Genomic DNA, 16,083 nt, shown 5'->3' with positions numbered 1-16,083 from the left:
ATTAGGGCCTGGATACCCGGCCTCATACATGAGACTGGAAAAGCCTCACCCGGTTCTGAGACAGGTTATCAGTCACGAGAACAATTTTCTCAAGGCAAAGAAAAAGGGGCGACCCGTCGGCCACCCCTTGAGAATTTTGTCCTGGCTCAACGCTTTTGACGTTGGCTCACCTCACGCCGTCTGGTAGACAGTGTGCAGCCTGGAGGCCGGCTCAACCCTGCTGGGGCGGCGGCCGCAGCGTGCCTGATTGGGCTCGCTGGGAGTGGACTGTTGTCCAGGCGGTGATTCTGTTGATAACGATACCCGCGTGTGCCCGACAGATGATTGCGAAGATTGCGTCAATAAACAGTGCTTGCGCAATTTTTAACCCTTCATAGATAATTCACCGCAATAGTTACGACAAAGGCCAACCCAATGAGCAAGCTTGACCGATACGACCTGAGTATTTTGGCGGAATTGCAGCGCGACGCGAGGATCTCCAATCAGGAGTTGGCCGAGCGCATCGGCCTGTCACCGTCGCCCTGCTCTCGCCGGGTCAAGCAATTGGAAGACGACGGCTACATTGCCCGCCAGGTCGCCTTGCTCGACCGCAAGATGCTGGGCCTGAGCCTCACAGCCTATGTATTGATCGGCATGGACCGTCACACGCCAGAGCGTTTCGAGAACTTCGAAGCGGCCATCCGCACCCTGCCCCAGGTGCTGGAATGCAGCCTGGTGACCGGGATGGATGCGGACTATCAGTTGAAAGTCGTGGTGCCGGATATGGACCACTATCAAAAATTGCTGCTGGGCCACCTGACCCGCATCGAAGGCGTGACCAGCGTGCGGTCGAGCTTTGTGCTGAACCAGGTGTTGAACAGCACCGAACTGCCCCTGACCCACCTGCGCACCTGACCCCAGGACCAATGGCGATCCAATGTGGGAGGGGGCTTGCTCCCGATGGCAGTGTGTCAGTTGATGCATCCAGTGAATGACACTCCGCTATCGGGAGCAAGCCCCCTCCCACAGTTGGAACGGACTTCGATCCAGGTCAATATTGCGTCAGTAGCGCTGCCGTATACTCTCCGCCTTCACTGTCGGAAAAATCCCCATGAACAACATCGACCCCGCCCTGTTTGAAGAATGGATGATGACCGGCCTGGTCACTGTCCTGATTATTTTCATGGGCTTTATCGTCTGGGACCTCGCGAAGAAGTCCAAAGCCGGTCGCTTTGGCTCGTTCATCCTGTTTTTCGTACTGGGGCTGGGCGTGGCAGCGTTCATCATCAAAAGCGTGGTGATCGGCCTGATCGAATCCGGCGCCCTATAAGCGCGCCGGCACTTCCTTCCACTGGCCTTGATCCAGGCCATCGATCGACCAGCCGCCAATGCGTACCCGCACCAGGCGCAAGGTCGGCAACCCAACCGCCGCCGTCATGCGCCGCACCTGGCGGTTGCGGCCTTCGCGAATCACCAACTCCAGCCATGACGTCGGCACGCTTTTGCGAAAGCGTACCGGTGGGTTGCGTGGCCACAACTGGGGCTCATCCAATTGGCGCGCGTCGGCGGGCAGGGTCATGCCGTCGTTAAGCTCCACGCCGTCACGCAGGCGTTGCAGCTGCTCTGGCGTTGGCTCGCCCTCGACTTGCACCCAGTAGGTTTTCGCCAGCTTATGCTTGGGGTCGGCAATCCGCGCCTGCAGTTGCCCATCGTTGGTCAGCAACAACAACCCCTCGCTGTCACGGTCCAGGCGACCGGCCGGGTAGATACCGGGGATGTCGATAAAGTCCTTGAGGGTCGCACGCCCGCCTTCGTCGCTGAACTGGGTCAGTACATCGAACGGCTTATTGAACAGGATCAGCTTCGGCTCGGCCGGGGGCGCCTTGGCGACACGCCGCGCAGCGGTATACGGAGGTTTCACGCCAGGGCGGCGCGAATCGGGGCGAGTGGGACGGGACATGGCAAAAAGAACATCTAACGGTCAGGGCCGACAATGCTAGTGGCCTGACCGCTAAATGACCATCCCAACCGCTTAGCGGAACGGTGGTTCGTCGAAGCTGCGCAGCTTGCGCGAGTGCAGCGAGTTGAGCTCGGTGCGCAACAGGTCGACCGCCTCGATGCCGATCTTCAAGTGCTGGCTGACCGCGCGCTCATAGAACGCGTTGGCCGAACCTGGCAGCTTGATCTCACTGTGCAACGGTTTGTCCGACACACACAGCAAGGTGCCGTAAGGCACACGCAAGCGGTAGCCCTGGGCGGCAATGGTGCCGCTTTCCATGTCCACCGCCACGGCGCGGGACAGGTTGATCAGCGGCCGTTCCTGGGCCCAACGCAGCTCCCAGTTGCGGTCGTCGTAGGTCAGCACGGTGCCGGTGCGCAGGCGTTTTTTCAGCTCTTCGCCTTTCTCGCCGGTGACATTCGCCGCGGCCTGCTGCAGCGCCAGTTGCACTTCGGCCAGGGCCGGGATCGGAATGTTCGGCGGCACAACGCGGTCGAGAATCCCGTCGCGGCGCATATAGGCGTGGGCCAGTACGTAGTCGCCGATGGTCTGGGATTGGCGCAGGCCGCCGCAGTGGCCGATCATCAGCCAGCAATGAGGGCGCAGCACAGCCAGGTGGTCGGTGATGTTCTTGGCGTTGGACGGGCCGACGCCAATGTTCACCAGGGTCACGCCGTGGCCGTCAGCGGCCTGCAAGTGGTAGGCCGGCATCTGATAGCGGTGCCAGACCACACCGGCGGCAATCGCCGAGGCTTCGCCGTGATCCATGCTCTTGTCGATCACCACGTTGCCCGGCAGCACCATGCGGATAAAGCGCGGGTCGCTGCGCAGTTGCTCCAGGCCATGCACGATGAACTGGTCAACATAGCGATGGTAGTTGGTCAGCAGAATCCACGGCTGCACATGGCGCCAGTCGCTACCGGTGTAGTGCACCAGGCGACGCAGGGAAAAGTCCACGCGGGCCGCATCGAACAGTGCCAGAGGCAGCGGGTCGGTGTTTTCCCAATCGTAGAGGCCATCGGCAATGCCGTCGGTGGCGGCGGACAGGTCGGTGCTGGGGAATACGCGAGCCAGGGTCGCAGCGGTAACGCCGGAGCCGGCCAATTCGTCGCCCTGCTCCACCACGTACGGGTAAGGGATGTTCTGCTGGCTGACGCCCACTTCCACCGTCACGGTGAAGTCGTGCATCAGCGGCACCAGTTGCTCCAGCAGATACTTACGGAACGCCGCAGGATGGGTGACGGTAACGCTGTAGGTTCCCGGCAGTTGGACCTTGGCATATGCCCGGGTGGTCTGTGGGACTTCACCGTGGCAGTGATAGGTCAGGCGCAGTTCCGGGTAGCGAAACAGTGCGCGTTGTTCGGCGTCGGGTTCGACGCGGTTCTTGAGGTATTGCTTGAGGGCCTGATTGAGCGCGCCGGTAGCGCGCTCATGCAGAGCCGCCAGCCGGTCCACGGCTTCTTCAGCGGTTTGAACGACAACAAAAGCTTCGGTCACGGTAAGCATCCTGTGTTCTGACTTGCAGGCCTTTATCTTGCCTGTATCCCTGCTGGACGGAAACCAAGGATTGAAATGCGTGCAAAATGGGTGGGCTTGACCGAGCGCATCAAAGGGCTGGCGTGGAACGCGCAACAATCGCCTCGACCTCCACCCCTCGCGGCAAGGTGCCATACACGCGGCCGGACGATGCCCCCAGCCGGCTGGCGATAAACCCCTCACTGACCGCCGCATTCCCCGCTTCCAGCAACAGCTTTGCCTGTAAGGCCAGGGCGATATCCTCGGTCAGTTGCCGTGCGCGGTACTGGATATCCTGGGTGTCCATGAACGCCGTCTTCAACTGTTCGATATGCCGCGCCAGTTGTTTATCGCCGTGACCGCTGCCCAGTTCGACGAACAGCGCCTCCAGCACGCCCGGCTCTTTGGACAACGCCCGCAGCACGTCCAGGCACTGCACATTGCCCGAACCTTCCCACGTCGAGTTCACCGGTGCCTCACGGTACAGGCGCGGCAGGATGCTGTCCTCCACATACCCGGCGCCGCCCATGCACTCGGCCGCTTCGTTGATCATCGCCGGCGCACGCTTGCAGATCCAATATTTGCCCACCGCCGTGACCAGCCGGGCGAACTTGGCTTCCTGCTCGTCAGCGAGATGGTCCAACGCCCGTCCCATGCGCAGGCTCAATGCCAGGGAGGCTTCGCTCTCCAGGGCCAGGTCGGCCAGTACGTTTTGCATCAGCGGTTGCTCGCTGAGCACGCGGCCGCCGACCGAGCGATGGGCGCAATGATGGCTGGCCTGGGTCAGCGCCTGGCGCATCAGGGCACTGGAGCCGACCATGCAATCGAAGCGAGTCATGGCGACCATCTCGATGATGGTCGGCACGCCACGCCCCTCCTCGCCGATCATCCAGGCCAGGGCGCCGCGAAACTCCACTTCGCTGGACGCATTGGAGCAGTTGCCGAGCTTGTTTTTCAGGCGCTGGATGTAGAACTCGTTGCGCGTGTCATCCGGGCGGTGCCTGGGCAGCAGGAAACAGGTGAGCCCCTTGTCGGTCTGGGCCAGGGTCAGGAACGCGTCGCACATCGGTGCCGAGCAGAACCACTTGTGCCCCACCAGTTCATAGGCTTGCCCGGGGCCGCCCGCGCCCACCGGGTAGGCACGGGTGGTGTTGGCGCGCACATCGGTGCCACCCTGCTTCTCGGTCATGGCCATGCCGATGGTGGCACCGCCCTTGTGCGCGATGCCGACGTTGCGCGGATCGTATTGGGTGTTGAGCACTTTGGGCAGCCAGGTCTGCGCCAGGTCTGGCTGCAGGCGCAGCGCCGGCACGCAGGCGAAGGTCATGGTCAGCGGGCATCCGGTACCGGCTTCGGCCTGGCTGTGCAGGTAGGTCATCGCAGCGCGGGCCACATGGGCACCGGGCTGCGGATGGGCCCAGGGCAGCGACGGCAGGCCATGTTCGACGGCGGTGCGCATCAGTTCATGATAAGCCGGGTGAAATTCAACCAGGTCAATGCGATGACCATAACGGTCATGGCTGTTGAACACCGGCTTGTTCTGGTTGGCCAGGAACCCGGCTTCCATCAACGGACCACCGGCCAGCGCACCGTAAGCATCGATACGTGTCTGCGCCCAGCCGGCGCCGAAACGCCGCGACCATTCTTGCAGGGGCAAGTCGACGCGGTAGAGGTTGGTACCGTCCAGGGAGGGCGGCTGGTTGGTGACGTCGTGGGTTTCGGCGAACGAATGCAGGTTCATGGCGGGCCTCCTGAAATAAAGGCCACGTCGATCAAGGCGGTTTACAGGAGCGAGCTTGCTCGCTGCTGCACGCTGCCTACCGGTAGGGCCGAAGTTTCAGTTAAGCACCGTCATCGGCCTTTAAAAAGTGGCATAAACGCCGAATATCCGGCGCTTTCGCCCTCTACCGAGCACAGTACACGCCGCTCCAGTACCGCCTGCAAAGCGTCGAAGCGCACGGGTTTTGACAGGCGGTCGCTGACGCCGACACCGTGGCAACGCTCACGTTCCGGCGCCTGCAAAGAGGTACTCAAGGCAATCACCGGCAACTCACCGCACCCCGGCAAGGCACGGATCTGACAGCACAATGAGAAACCACCTTCGGGCACATCCAGCAACACGGCATCGAAGGTTTCGTCTTGCAGGAGCGCCAGGGCTGACGCGCCACTGTCTACGGTTTTCACCCGGTAACCGAGCTTGAGCAACATCCCGCGCACCGCCAGTTGGCCCACGCTGTTGTCGTCCACCAACAGCACCGCGCAATCCTGAGGAGCACGCTGCCTGTCGGAGGCGACTTTCGGTTCAGGCGGCACTTTCAGCTCAGACGGCGCTGCGCCAACTTCCATCTCCAACTGGAACCGGCTGCCTTTGCGCGGCTCGGAATGGTGGGTCAGACGCCCGCCCAGCAACTCGATCAACTGCCGGCAAATCGCCAAGCCAATACCCAGGCCGCCGTATTCGCGGGTGGTCGAACCATCGAGTTGGAAGAAGCGCTGGTACAGCGTGGCCTCGTCCAGAAAGGCGAAGCCCACGCCGGTGTCGGTTACGATAAAGCTCAAGCGCAACCCGCCATCCGCATGGGGCACGCCCACCACGCGCAAACGCACACTGCCTTCGTGGGTGAACTTGAAGGCATTGTCCAACAGGCAATCCAGGCACTGAGTGAGTTTGCCCGCGTCACCGATCATGCGGTCCGGCAGTTCATCGGCGACATCGATGGAAAACGCCAGCCCCTTGCTCTGGGCGCTGGAGCTGAACTGCTGGCGCAAAGTATCCAGGGTGCCGCGCAGGCTGAATACCTGGGGCTGAGCGGTGAGGCGCCCGGCTTGCAGTTCGGTCAAGGTGAGGATGCCGTTGACCATGCGCATCATGTCCCGCGCCGAGCCGGCAGCCGTTTGTTGGTACTGCGCCAAGTCATCGTCCAGCGGCACGGTGTGCATCAGCTCCAGGGAACCGATCACGCCATTCATCGGCGTACGCAACTCGTGGGTCAGCGTGGCGAGGAATTCATCCTTGAGGCGGTTGCTGCGGGCCAATTGCTGGTTGAGCACTTCGAGCTTCTGGCTGGCATCGAAGAGGATTTGCGCCTGTTGCTCACGCATGCCGTTGATGCGATCGGCCAGGGCCAGGGACAGCAACGCCACCTCAATGGCCGAGCCGAGTTGGCTGGCGTACATGGTCAGGAACACATTGGGCAGGTAGCCCAGCACCATCATCGTGTTGACCACCCCGCCCAACAGGAACGCCGACCAGGCAATGATGAAATAACGCGCCATGCGCTGGCCACAGAACCAGGCCTTGATGGCCGTGAAAAAGATGGTCACGGTAAACACCAGCGCCAGGCCGGTCGCCAGGCGCAAGGCCAGTGCATAGCTGGTCAGCAGCGCCAGCACCATCACCACCGAGCCGCAGGCCGCCAACGCCAGCAACAGACGATCAAGCCAGCGGCTGTGCTGCGCCGTGTGCAGGAAGCTGCGTGCGAACAGGCTGCCGAACAGCGCTGCCGAGCCGATCAGGAACGGCACCGCCGCATTCGCCCACCACGGGCTGTTCGGCCAGAAATACTCCATGGCCACGCCATTGACCGCCAGTTGATAGAGGCCGAACGAGGCAATGTAGAGGATGTAATAGAGGTAGCTGGTGTCGCGCACGCTCAAGTAGATGAACAGGTTGTAGACCAGCATCCCCAGCAATACGCCATAGATGGCCCCGAGCACGTAAAGGCGCAGTGGTTGCTGTTCCAGGTAGGCGGTGCCGGACCACAGTGTCAGCGGCGCCTGGATCGAACCTTCACTTTGCAGGCGCAGATAGACGGTTTCCTGCTGGTCGGGCACGAAATTGAGCTTGAACAGGTAGTTGCTCTGGCGGACCTCACGGCTGGAAAACGGCAGGGCGCTGCCCGTGCGCGCCGTCAGGCGGTAGTGACCGGTGCCGTCCTTCTGGTACAGGTCCACATGGTTGAGCGGCGGATAGGCCAGTTCCAGAAACCAGCCACGCGGGGCGCGGGGGTCTTGGGCGAGATAATGCAGGTCGACCTTGAGCCAGAACACCGAGCGCGAATAGCCGGCATTGAGGGTGGCTTTATCATGGGTCTTGAACTGGGCAGCGTAAGCCGGGGAACTGACTTCGGCGATGGTGAGGGCATCCGTGGGGTCTTCGAGCACTTGCATGACCCGGCCCAGCGGCAGGCTTCGAGTCTCCTGATCGAAGTCGACGGCGTTGGCGAGCAGCGGCAACCCGCACAACAATAAGATCAGCAAATAGCGCATAGAGCCCCAGCGTGGACTGTCCGGTTATGTCAAAAGCCCCCCATTCCTTTTGAGTAGACGTACACCGGCGATACCGTGAGTTGTTTGAATCCACTCTAGCATAGCCAGTAAAGGCCATTAGACACTATTGAAATAATTTTTTGAAAGCCTCTATCACGAGGCTTTCAGCGCTTTTTCATGGGCTCAGTCAGATCGTTGGCGGGGAATATCCAGGAGGTTTTCAAGCCATTAATTCCCCCCACGCCCGACAGCCACGCCAAAAGCGTTTGGTGGTAAGCTCGCGCACCATGAATATCTACAGCTCTCGTCCCGTTGTCCTCTGTCTCTCCGGCCACGACCCCAGTGGTGGCGCCGGCTTGCAGGCAGATATCGAAGCCCTGCTCGCCCAAGGCTGCCATGCGGCCCCGGCCGTCACCGCGTTGACCGTGCAGAACACGGTCAACGTCAGTGATTTCCGCGTGCTCGACCGCGAATGGGTGCTGGCCCAGGCCAATGCCGTGCTCGGCGACTCCGAAGTGGCGTCGGTCAAACTGGGCATGCTGGGTTCCATAGCAATGGTCGACACCGTGGTCGAACTGCTACAGGCGCATCCGCACCTGCCAGTGGTGTGCGACCCGGTGCTGCGCGCCGGCGGTGGTGGCAGCCTGGGCAAGGACGAAGTCGGCTATGCGATGCGTGAGCGCCTGTTGCCGCTGTCGCTGATCGCCACGCCGAACCTGCCTGAAGCGCGCATCCTCGCCGAGTTGCCTGAGGGGACGGCGGACGAATGCGCCGAGAAGCTGTTGCCCTATATCAAGCACCTGCTGATCACCGGCGGCCATGGCGACGAGCACGAAGTGCACAACCGCCTGTACAGCCGTGACGGCAGCCGCCAGACCTTTACCTGCCAGCGCTTGCCCGGCAGTTATCACGGCTCGGGTTGCACGCTGGCCAGTGCGCTGGCCGGCCGCATCGCCCAGGGCGAAGGCTTGGCCAGTGCCGTGCAATCGGCGCTCAACTACACTTGGCGGACCCTGCGCGACGCCGAACAACTCGGCCAGGGCCAGTTCGTGCCGCGCCGGCTGCCGCTGGATTTCTGCTCGTAACTTTTCGTCCTTAAAAGCAAGAGGCCTGCCCGATGAAACTACGTGGCCTGTATGCCATAACCGACAGCCAACTGTTGGCCGGCAAATTCCTCGCCTACGTCGAAGCGGCGTTGGAAGGCGGTGTGAGCCTGTTGCAATACCGCGACAAAAGCAGCGACGAAGCACGGCGCCTGCGCGAAGCCGAGAAGTTGCGAGAGCTGTGCTCGCGCTACAAGACCCAGCTGATTATCAATGATGACGCCGAATTGGCCGCACGCCTGGGCGTCGGCGTGCATCTGGGCCAGACCGACGGCCCACTGACCCCTGCCCGCGCCCTGCTGGGCTCCAAGGCAATTATCGGCGCCACCTGCCACAGCCAGATCGAACTGGCGGAGCAGGCCGCCAGGGAAGGCGCAAGCTACGTCGCTTTCGGCCGTTTCTTCAATTCCAATACCAAGCCTGGCGCCCCCGCTGCCACCGTCGAAATGCTCGCCCAGGCCCGCACCCGGTTGCAGTTGCCGATCTGCGTGATCGGCGGCATCACCCTGGAAAACGCCGAACCACTGGTGGCCCACGGTGCCGACCTGCTGGCCGTGGTGCATGGCCTGTTCGGTGCCGACAGCACCCAGGAAGTCACGCGTCGCGCCCGCGCATTCAACGACCTTCTGCGCCTTAAATAGACAACACACCTGAATTCAGAGAGCCCCGACATGTCCCGTTCCGAAACGCTGTTTGCCAATGCCCAGAAACACATCCCCGGCGGTGTGAACTCCCCCGTGCGTGCGTTCAAGAGCGTGGGCGGCACGCCACTGTTCTTCAAGCATGCCGAAGGCGCCTACGTCACCGACGAAGATGACAAACGCTATGTGGATTACGTGGGTTCCTGGGGCCCGATGATCCTCGGCCATAGCCACCCGGACGTACTCGACGCCGTGCGCAAGCAACTGGAACATGGCCTGTCCTATGGCGCGCCGACCGCGATGGAAACCGAGATGGCCGACCTGGTGTGTGCCATCGTGCCATCCATGGAGATGGTGCGCATGGTCAGCTCGGGCACCGAAGCCACCATGAGCGCGATCCGGCTGGCCCGTGGCTTTACCGGCCGCGACAGCATCATCAAGTTCGAAGGCTGCTACCACGGCCACTCCGACAGCCTGCTGGTGAAAGCCGGTTCCGGCCTGCTGACCCAAGGTGTACCAAGCTCGGCCGGCGTACCGGCGGCGTTCGCCAAACACACCCTGACCCTGCCGTTCAACGACATCGCCGCCGTCGAGCAGATGCTCAATGAAGTCGGCCAAGACGTGGCGTGCATCATCGTCGAACCGGTGGCCGGCAACATGAACTGCGTACCACCGGCGCCAGGCTTCCTCGAAGGCTTGCGCGAACAGTGCGACAAACATGGTGTGGTGCTGATCTTTGATGAAGTGATGACCGGTTTCCGAGTCGCGCTCGGCGGCGCCCAGGCCTACTACGGCGTCACGCCGGACTTGAGCACCTTCGGCAAGATCATTGGTGGCGGCATGCCAGTAGGCTGCTTCGGCGGCAAACGCGAAATCATGCAGCACATCGCACCGTTGGGCCCGGTGTACCAGGCTGGCACCTTGTCGGGTAACCCGTTGGCGATGGCGGCCGGCCTGACCACCCTGCGCCTGATCAGCCGCCCAGGCTTCCACGCCGAGCTGACCGACTACACCACGCGCCTGCTGGACGGCCTGCAACTGCGCGCCGATGCCGCGGGCATCCCGTTTGTCACCACCCAGGCGGGCGGCATGTTCGGCCTGTACTTCAGCGGTGCCGACGACATCGTCACCTTCGATGACGTCATGGGCAGCGATGCCGACCTGTTCAAACGCTTCTTCCACCTGATGCTGGAAGGCGGTGTGTACCTGGCACCAAGCGCCTTTGAAGCCGGCTTCACTTCGATCGCCCATGGCGAAGCCGAGCTGAAACTGACCCTGGATGCTGCCGAGCGTGCCTTCGCCGCGTTGAAATAACAGTGACAACACGTCAGGCGTTGCCTTGGGCGACGCCTGATTTACTACTTTGCCTACAGACTTTTCCTAGTTTTTTCGAGAATCTCCCTGCAATCCGGCAGATAACTTGCCCTCGCAGCAGAAAATCGAGTAAAGACTTTGTAAGCAGGGGCCTGCTTATTTCATAATGCGCGCTCATTGGACTCCCCGAGGGTCCGCGCGCCCCGTCAGAGGTAAGTCGATTCCCATGAAACGCACCGGCCGCACCCTGGTACTGGGCTGCCTGTTGCTCCTTCAGCCGCTGCTGGCACATGCACAAGCAGGCGGCAACTCGTTGTTAATCCCAGCGATGGGTCGTTGCACCCTCAATACACAGCCAGACAGCCAGGCCGAAGCCCTGAGCGCGTGCCAGAAACAGGCCGACGGCGGTGATGCGCAGGCGCAATACGAGTTGGGTGAGTATTACCACGACAGTAAAAACCCGGCCCGCGACCTCAACAAAGCCTTGAGCTACTTCGAGAAAGCCTCGTTGCAGGGCCACGCCCAGGCGCAATTCCAGCTGGGCACCATGTTCTTCAAGGGCGAAGGCGTACCGGCCAATAACGTCCAGGCGTATATCGTGCTGAAAATGGCCGCGGTCAACGGCGCCGAAGACGCGCTGGACACCGCCGACGAAGTCGCCGCAAACATGCAGCGTGATGAGTTGGAAGTAGCCACCCAAGTACTGGGCCAGATCTTCCGCAATTACCTGCAGGAATTGCAGAGTGCCGATGGGCGCTCGCCCTTCTCCCCCCTCCCCTGATCAGAACCTGTAGTGAGCGGGCTTGCCCCGCGCTGGGTGGCAAAGCCGCCCCAACAAGTACGCCACGGTGCTTCAGAAAAACCGAGGTGGCCGGTTTTGGGGCGGCTTCGCCACCCAGCGCGGGGCAAGCCCGCTCACTACCAAGCTTTATTTTTCGGGCATCGGCATCGGAAACGGCATGACATTGCCCACGCCCCGGGCCTCGCTGATCTTCGGCGTGCCCAGGCGCTCCACCTCGTCGATGCGCACAATCGAATGCATCGGCACAAAGCTGCGTACCACGCCTTCAAACTGCGCCTTGAGCTTTTCCTCGCCCGGGTCGACGACCAACTGGGTGCGCTCGCCAAAGACGAACTCTTCCACTTCCAGGAAGCCCCACAGATCACTTTGATAGATCTGCTTGGCGTACATTTCGAACACCTGGCCCTGGTTGAGGAAAATCACCTTGTAGATTGGAGCTTCACGTTTGGTCATGGCGGGCAAACAACACATCGGGGGATATAAAAGGGGGCGCGAACTATAGCATGCCACCCGATGCACAACGCTAGGAACCCATGGGCATGCCCCCTATAATGCGCGGTTCTTTACCACCAGTTGACGATCCCCATGGCCAAGAAGCTTTACATCGAAACCCACGGTTGCCAGATGAACGAGTACGACAGCTCGCGCATGGTCGATCTGCTGGGCGAACACCAGGCCCTGGAAGTCACCGCCCGCGCCGAAGATGCCGACGTGATCCTGCTCAACACCTGCTCGATCCGCGAACGAGCCCAGGACCGTGTGTACTCCCAGTTGGGCCGTTGGCGCGAATTGAAGCTGGCGAACCCGGAGATGGTAATCGCCGTCGGCGGCTGCGTGGCCAGCCAGGAAGGTGCTGCGATCCGCGACCGCGCGCCCTATGTCGATGTGGTCTTCGGCCCACAGACCCTGCACCGCCTGCCGGAAATGATCGACGCCGCCCGCGTGACCAAGATGCCGCAGGTCGATGTCTCGTTCCCGGAAATCGAAAAATTCGACCACTTGCCCGAGCCGCGCATCGACGGGCCGAGCGCCTACGTGTCGGTGATGGAAGGCTGCAGCAAGTACTGCACCTTCTGCGTGGTGCCTTACACACGCGGTGAAGAAGTCAGCCGGCCGTTTGACGATGTGCTGTCGGAAATCATCCACCTGGCCGAAAACGGCGTGCGCGAAGTGACCCTGCTGGGCCAGAACGTCAATGGCTACCGCGGCCAGACCCATGATGGACGAATGGCCGACCTGGCGGAACTGATCCGCGTGGTGGCCGCGGTCGACGGCATCGAACGCATTCGCTACACCACCTCCCATCCGCTGGAGTTCTCCGACAGCCTGATCCAGGCCCACGCCGAAGTACCGGAACTGGTCAAGCACCTGCACTTGCCGATGCAGTCGGGCTCGGACCGCATTCTGGCGGCCATGAAGCGCAACCATACCGCCCTGGAATACAAATCCAAACTGCGCAAACTGCGGGCGGCGGTGCCGGGCATCTGCATCAGCTCGGACTTCATCGTCGGCTTCCCGGGCGAGACCGAAAAAGACTTCGAGCAGACCATGAAGCTGATCGAAGATGTTGGTTTCGACTTTTCCTACTCGTTCGTCTACAGCCCGCGCCCGGGCACCCCGGCCGCCGATCTGGCGGACGACACCCCCGAAGCGCTGAAAAAAGAACGCCTGAACGCACTGCAGCATCGCCTGAACCAGCAAGGTTTCGAGATCAGCCGACAAATGGTCGGCTCGATCCAACGCATCCTGGTCACCGACTATTCGAAAAAAGACCCGGGCGAACTGCAAGGCCGCACCGAGAACAACCGAATCGTCAACTTCCGCTGCGACAATCCGACCCTGATCGGCCAATTCGCCGACGTGCACATCGACGCGGCACAACCGCACTCGTTGCGCGGGTCGTTATTGCCGTGACCTTGTGAACGACACAGATCAAATGTGGGAGGGGGCTTGCTCCCGATGAGGGAGTGTCAGCCCCAGATGCTTTATCTGGACCACTGCTATCGGGAGCAAGCCCCCTCCCACACTGGGATTACGCCGAATTCGGGTTATATAAGTGCTTTCGCACACCGGCGGCTGGCGTTATCCTCTCTTTCACCTCAACAGCCAAAGGGCGGCTAAAAGCGACCTTGAACGCACCCATAGAACCTCATCGTTTTCTCCTCGAGCCCTTTGAGGCTCGCCGTTTCGCCAACCTGTGCGGACAGTTCGACGAGCACCTGCGCCTGATCGAACAACGTCTGAGCATCGAGATCCGCAACCGCGGCAATCAGTTCGAGCTGATTGGCGAACCCCAGCACACCACGTCGGCAGAAAACCTGCTGCGTCGCCTCTACCGCGAAACCAAAGGTAGTGAGCTGTCGCCGGAGACCGTGCACCTGTACCTGCAGGAATCCGCCGTGCAAGACCTGGCCAACAACCCGGTGGCCGAAGCCAGCGTGGCACTGCGCACCAAGAAAGGCATGATTCGCCCACGCGGCTTGAATCAGCAGCGCTACGTCAAGGAAATCCTCGGCAACGACATCAACTTCGGCATCGGCCCCGCCGGTACCGGCAAGACCTACCTGGCGGTAGCCTGCGCGGTGGATGCCCTGGAGCGCGAGCAAGTACGCCGCATCCTGCTGGTGCGCCCGGCGGTCGAAGCTGGCGAGAAACTCGGCTTCCTGCCCGGCGACTTGGCGCAGAAGATCGACCCGTACCTGCGCCCGCTCTACGACGCACTTTACGAGATGCTCGGCTTTGAATACGTGGCCAAGCTGATCGAGCGCCAGGTGATCGAGATCGCCCCGCTGGCCTATATGCGCGGTCGCACCTTGAACAACAGCTTCATCATCCTCGACGAGAGCCAGAACACCACCGTCGAGCAGATGAAAATGTTCCTGACCCGTATCGGTTTCGGCTCCACCGCCGTGATTACCGGTGACATCACCCAGGTCGACCTGCCCAAGGGCACCAAATCGGGCCTGGGCCAGGTGATCGAGGTACTCAAGGATGTGCCGGGCATCAGCTTCACGCATTTCATGCCCAAGGACGTCGTGCGCCACCCGCTGGTGCAGCGCATCGTCGAAGCCTACGAGCGCTTCGAACACCAGGGCGACGCCCCGAAGGACGCACGCCACGATGCTTGAGCTAGACCTGCAACTGGCGACCGACGCGCCCGCGCCCAGTGAAGAACAGTTTCGCCGCTGGTGCGCCCTGGCCCTGCGCCAGCGCACCGCCGACTCTGAGCTGACCATCCGCCTGGTGGACGAGCCTGAGGGCCGTGAGCTGAATCACACCTGGCGGCAAAAGGATTACGCCACCAACGTGCTGTCCTTCCCCGCCGACGTACCGGATGAGTTACTGGATATTCCCCTGCTGGGCGATCTGGTCATCTGCGTGCCGGTGGTGGAGCGCGAGGCGCGTGAACAAGGCAAGGAACTTGAAGCCCACTGGGCCCATCTAGTCATCCACGGCTGCTTGCATCTCTTGGGTTACGACCATATAGACGATGACGAAGCCGAGGAAATGGAAACACTGGAACAAACGTTGCTTGCAGAACTGGGTCACCCTGACCCTTATGCAGATGACGAAAACTGATCAACACTTAACCTATACAACAAAGGATTCAGAGTAATCGCTATGAGCGAAGACCGATCGAGCAACGGGCAGAAGTCATGGCTGGGCAAGTTGACCCAGGCTTTTGCCCACGAGCCGAAAAACCGCCAGGAGCTGCTGGAGCTGCTGCGCGAAGCCCATCAGAACAAGTTGCTGGACAGCGAAGCGCTGGCCATCGTCGAGGGCGCCATCCAGGTCGCTGACCTGCAAGTACGGGACATCATGGTCCCGCGCTCGCAGATGATCAGCATCAAGGCGACCCAGACCCCACGGGAATTCCTCCCGGCCGTGATCGACTCGGCGCACTCGCGCTACCCGGTGATCGGTGAAAGCCATGACGACGTCATGGGTGTCCTGCTGGCCAAGGACCTGTTGCCGCTGATCCTCAAGGAGAACGGTGACAACTTCAACATCAAGGACCTGCTGCGTCCGGCCACCTTCGTGCCTGAATCCAAGCGCCTGAATGTGTTGCTGCGCGAGTTCCGCGCCAACCACAATCACATGGCCATTGTGATCGACGAATACGGTGGCGTGGCGGGCCTGGTAACGATCGAAGACGTACTGGAGCAGATCGTCGGCGACATCGAAGACGAACACGACGTCGAAGAAGACAGCTACATCAAGCCCCTGCCCAGCGGTGACTTCCTGATCAAGGCGCTGACGCCGATCGAGAACTTCAACGAGTTCTTCGACAGCGAATTCTCCGACGATGAGTTCGACACAGTAGGCGGCCTGGTAATGAATGCGTTCGGGCACCTGCCAAAGCGTAACGAAACCACCGAAATCGGTGCGTATCGCTTTCGCATCCTGAATGCGGACAGCCGTCGCATCCACTTGATCCGCCTGACACCTATTGCCCGCTAA

Annotated in this window: 15 protein-coding genes; 10 read left to right on the top strand and 5 right to left on the bottom strand. The window is 61.3% G+C overall.

What is annotated here, in order from left to right; genetic code table 11:
* The first annotated feature begins 414 nt into the window (after positions 1-414).
* Positions 415-894: an Lrp/AsnC family transcriptional regulator gene (locus ACQRBT_RS27395; protein ID WP_003194418.1), complete on the top strand. Its 480-nt coding sequence runs from the start codon at positions 415-417 to the stop codon at positions 892-894.
* A gap of 205 nt (positions 895-1,099) precedes the next feature.
* The gene (locus ACQRBT_RS27390; protein ID WP_032884769.1) at positions 1,100-1,309 is read left to right on the top strand and encodes a DUF2788 domain-containing protein; all 210 of its coding nucleotides are present in this window, start codon (positions 1,100-1,102) and stop codon (positions 1,307-1,309) included.
* On the opposite strand, the gene ACQRBT_RS27385 is transcribed toward ACQRBT_RS27390, so the two are convergent.
* The 4 genes from ACQRBT_RS27385 to ACQRBT_RS27370 all read right to left on the bottom strand — a co-directional run bounded on the left by ACQRBT_RS27385 (position 1,304) and on the right by ACQRBT_RS27370 (position 7,762).
* The gene (locus ACQRBT_RS27385; protein ID WP_412047075.1) at positions 1,304-1,939 is read right to left on the bottom strand and encodes a pseudouridine synthase; all 636 of its coding nucleotides are present in this window, start codon (positions 1,937-1,939) and stop codon (positions 1,304-1,306) included. The genes ACQRBT_RS27390 and ACQRBT_RS27385 overlap by 6 nt on opposite strands.
* A gap of 72 nt (positions 1,940-2,011) precedes the next feature.
* Entirely contained in the window at positions 2,012-3,484 is a 1,473-nt protein-coding gene (gene amn, locus ACQRBT_RS27380; protein ID WP_161548420.1) for an AMP nucleosidase, read from the bottom strand.
* Positions 3,485-3,584: 100 nt separating this feature from the next.
* On the bottom strand, positions 3,585-5,234 hold the full coding sequence (locus tag ACQRBT_RS27375) for an acyl-CoA dehydrogenase family protein (RefSeq protein ID WP_412047076.1): 1,650 nt from the start codon (positions 5,232-5,234) through the stop codon (positions 3,585-3,587).
* Positions 5,235-5,344: 110 nt separating this feature from the next.
* Positions 5,345-7,762, bottom strand: a complete 2,418-nt coding sequence (locus tag ACQRBT_RS27370) for a hybrid sensor histidine kinase/response regulator (protein ID WP_412047077.1) — start codon at positions 7,760-7,762, stop codon at positions 5,345-5,347.
* Positions 7,763-8,049: 287 nt separating this feature from the next.
* On the opposite strand from ACQRBT_RS27370, the gene ACQRBT_RS27365 reads away from it, so the two are divergent.
* From ACQRBT_RS27365 to ACQRBT_RS27350, 4 genes are all read left to right on the top strand, one after another.
* Positions 8,050-8,847, top strand: a complete 798-nt coding sequence (locus tag ACQRBT_RS27365; RefSeq protein ID WP_090365667.1) for a hydroxymethylpyrimidine/phosphomethylpyrimidine kinase — start codon at positions 8,050-8,052, stop codon at positions 8,845-8,847.
* Positions 8,848-8,879: 32 nt separating this feature from the next.
* Positions 8,880-9,506 carry a thiamine phosphate synthase gene (gene thiE / locus ACQRBT_RS27360; RefSeq protein ID WP_060754708.1) on the top strand — a complete coding sequence of 209 codons (627 nt, stop codon included), beginning with the start codon at positions 8,880-8,882 and terminating at the stop codon, positions 9,504-9,506.
* Positions 9,507-9,536: 30 nt separating this feature from the next.
* Positions 9,537-10,820 (top strand): glutamate-1-semialdehyde 2,1-aminomutase, encoded by a 1,284-nt coding sequence (gene hemL / locus ACQRBT_RS27355; protein WP_161548422.1) that lies wholly within the window; start codon positions 9,537-9,539, stop codon positions 10,818-10,820.
* A gap of 226 nt (positions 10,821-11,046) precedes the next feature.
* The gene (locus ACQRBT_RS27350) at positions 11,047-11,601 is read left to right on the top strand and encodes a tetratricopeptide repeat protein (protein WP_161548423.1); all 555 of its coding nucleotides are present in this window, start codon (positions 11,047-11,049) and stop codon (positions 11,599-11,601) included.
* A gap of 147 nt (positions 11,602-11,748) precedes the next feature.
* Here ACQRBT_RS27350 and ACQRBT_RS27345 read toward each other — a convergent pair whose 3' ends face one another.
* Positions 11,749-12,075: a DUF1820 family protein gene (locus ACQRBT_RS27345; protein WP_040071161.1), complete on the bottom strand. Its 327-nt coding sequence runs from the start codon at positions 12,073-12,075 to the stop codon at positions 11,749-11,751.
* A gap of 132 nt (positions 12,076-12,207) precedes the next feature.
* Between ACQRBT_RS27345 and miaB the strand changes: the two genes are divergently transcribed.
* From miaB to ACQRBT_RS27325, 4 genes are all read left to right on the top strand, one after another.
* Complete coding sequence (gene miaB / locus ACQRBT_RS27340) at positions 12,208-13,536, top strand: tRNA (N6-isopentenyl adenosine(37)-C2)-methylthiotransferase MiaB (RefSeq protein ID WP_412047078.1); 1,329 nt, start codon at positions 12,208-12,210, stop codon at positions 13,534-13,536.
* Between the two features lie 215 nt (positions 13,537-13,751).
* On the top strand, positions 13,752-14,750 hold the full coding sequence (locus tag ACQRBT_RS27335) for a PhoH family protein (protein ID WP_060754711.1): 999 nt from the start codon (positions 13,752-13,754) through the stop codon (positions 14,748-14,750).
* On the top strand, positions 14,743-15,201 hold the full coding sequence (ybeY, locus tag ACQRBT_RS27330) for an rRNA maturation RNase YbeY (protein WP_060754712.1): 459 nt from the start codon (positions 14,743-14,745) through the stop codon (positions 15,199-15,201). Before ACQRBT_RS27335 ends, ybeY begins: the two co-directional genes overlap by 8 nt.
* Before the next feature lie 42 nt (positions 15,202-15,243).
* On the top strand, positions 15,244-16,083 hold the full coding sequence (locus ACQRBT_RS27325; protein WP_017735641.1) for an HlyC/CorC family transporter: 840 nt from the start codon (positions 15,244-15,246) through the stop codon (positions 16,081-16,083).

The sequence above is a fragment of the Pseudomonas sp. R19M genome, assembly GCF_050312585.1.
Lineage (GTDB): Bacteria > Pseudomonadota > Gammaproteobacteria > Pseudomonadales > Pseudomonadaceae > Aquipseudomonas > Aquipseudomonas palleroniana.
Note: the sequence above shows the minus strand (reverse complement) of the source record. Positions and strands in the feature narration are given on the sequence as shown.

Coding starts and splice junctions, on each gene's coding strand:
- ACQRBT_RS27365 (WP_090365667.1), top strand. CDS start 8,050: ATGAATATCTACAGCTCTCGTCCCGTTGTCCTCTGTCTCTCCGGCCAC.
- ACQRBT_RS27385 (WP_412047075.1), bottom strand. CDS start 1,939: ATGTCCCGTCCCACTCGCCCCGATTCGCGCCGCCCTGGCGTGAAACCT.
- hemL (WP_161548422.1), top strand. CDS start 9,537: ATGTCCCGTTCCGAAACGCTGTTTGCCAATGCCCAGAAACACATCCCC.
- amn (WP_161548420.1), bottom strand. CDS start 3,484: ATGCTTACCGTGACCGAAGCTTTTGTTGTCGTTCAAACCGCTGAAGAA.
- ACQRBT_RS27370 (WP_412047077.1), bottom strand. CDS start 7,762: ATGCGCTATTTGCTGATCTTATTGTTGTGCGGGTTGCCGCTGCTCGCC.
- ACQRBT_RS27345 (WP_040071161.1), bottom strand. CDS start 12,075: ATGACCAAACGTGAAGCTCCAATCTACAAGGTGATTTTCCTCAACCAG.
- ACQRBT_RS27350 (WP_161548423.1), top strand. CDS start 11,047: ATGAAACGCACCGGCCGCACCCTGGTACTGGGCTGCCTGTTGCTCCTT.
- miaB (WP_412047078.1), top strand. CDS start 12,208: ATGGCCAAGAAGCTTTACATCGAAACCCACGGTTGCCAGATGAACGAG.
- ybeY (WP_060754712.1), top strand. CDS start 14,743: ATGCTTGAGCTAGACCTGCAACTGGCGACCGACGCGCCCGCGCCCAGT.
- ACQRBT_RS27395 (WP_003194418.1), top strand. CDS start 415: ATGAGCAAGCTTGACCGATACGACCTGAGTATTTTGGCGGAATTGCAG.
- ACQRBT_RS27375 (WP_412047076.1), bottom strand. CDS start 5,234: ATGAACCTGCATTCGTTCGCCGAAACCCACGACGTCACCAACCAGCCG.
- ACQRBT_RS27325 (WP_017735641.1), top strand. CDS start 15,244: ATGAGCGAAGACCGATCGAGCAACGGGCAGAAGTCATGGCTGGGCAAG.
- thiE (WP_060754708.1), top strand. CDS start 8,880: ATGAAACTACGTGGCCTGTATGCCATAACCGACAGCCAACTGTTGGCC.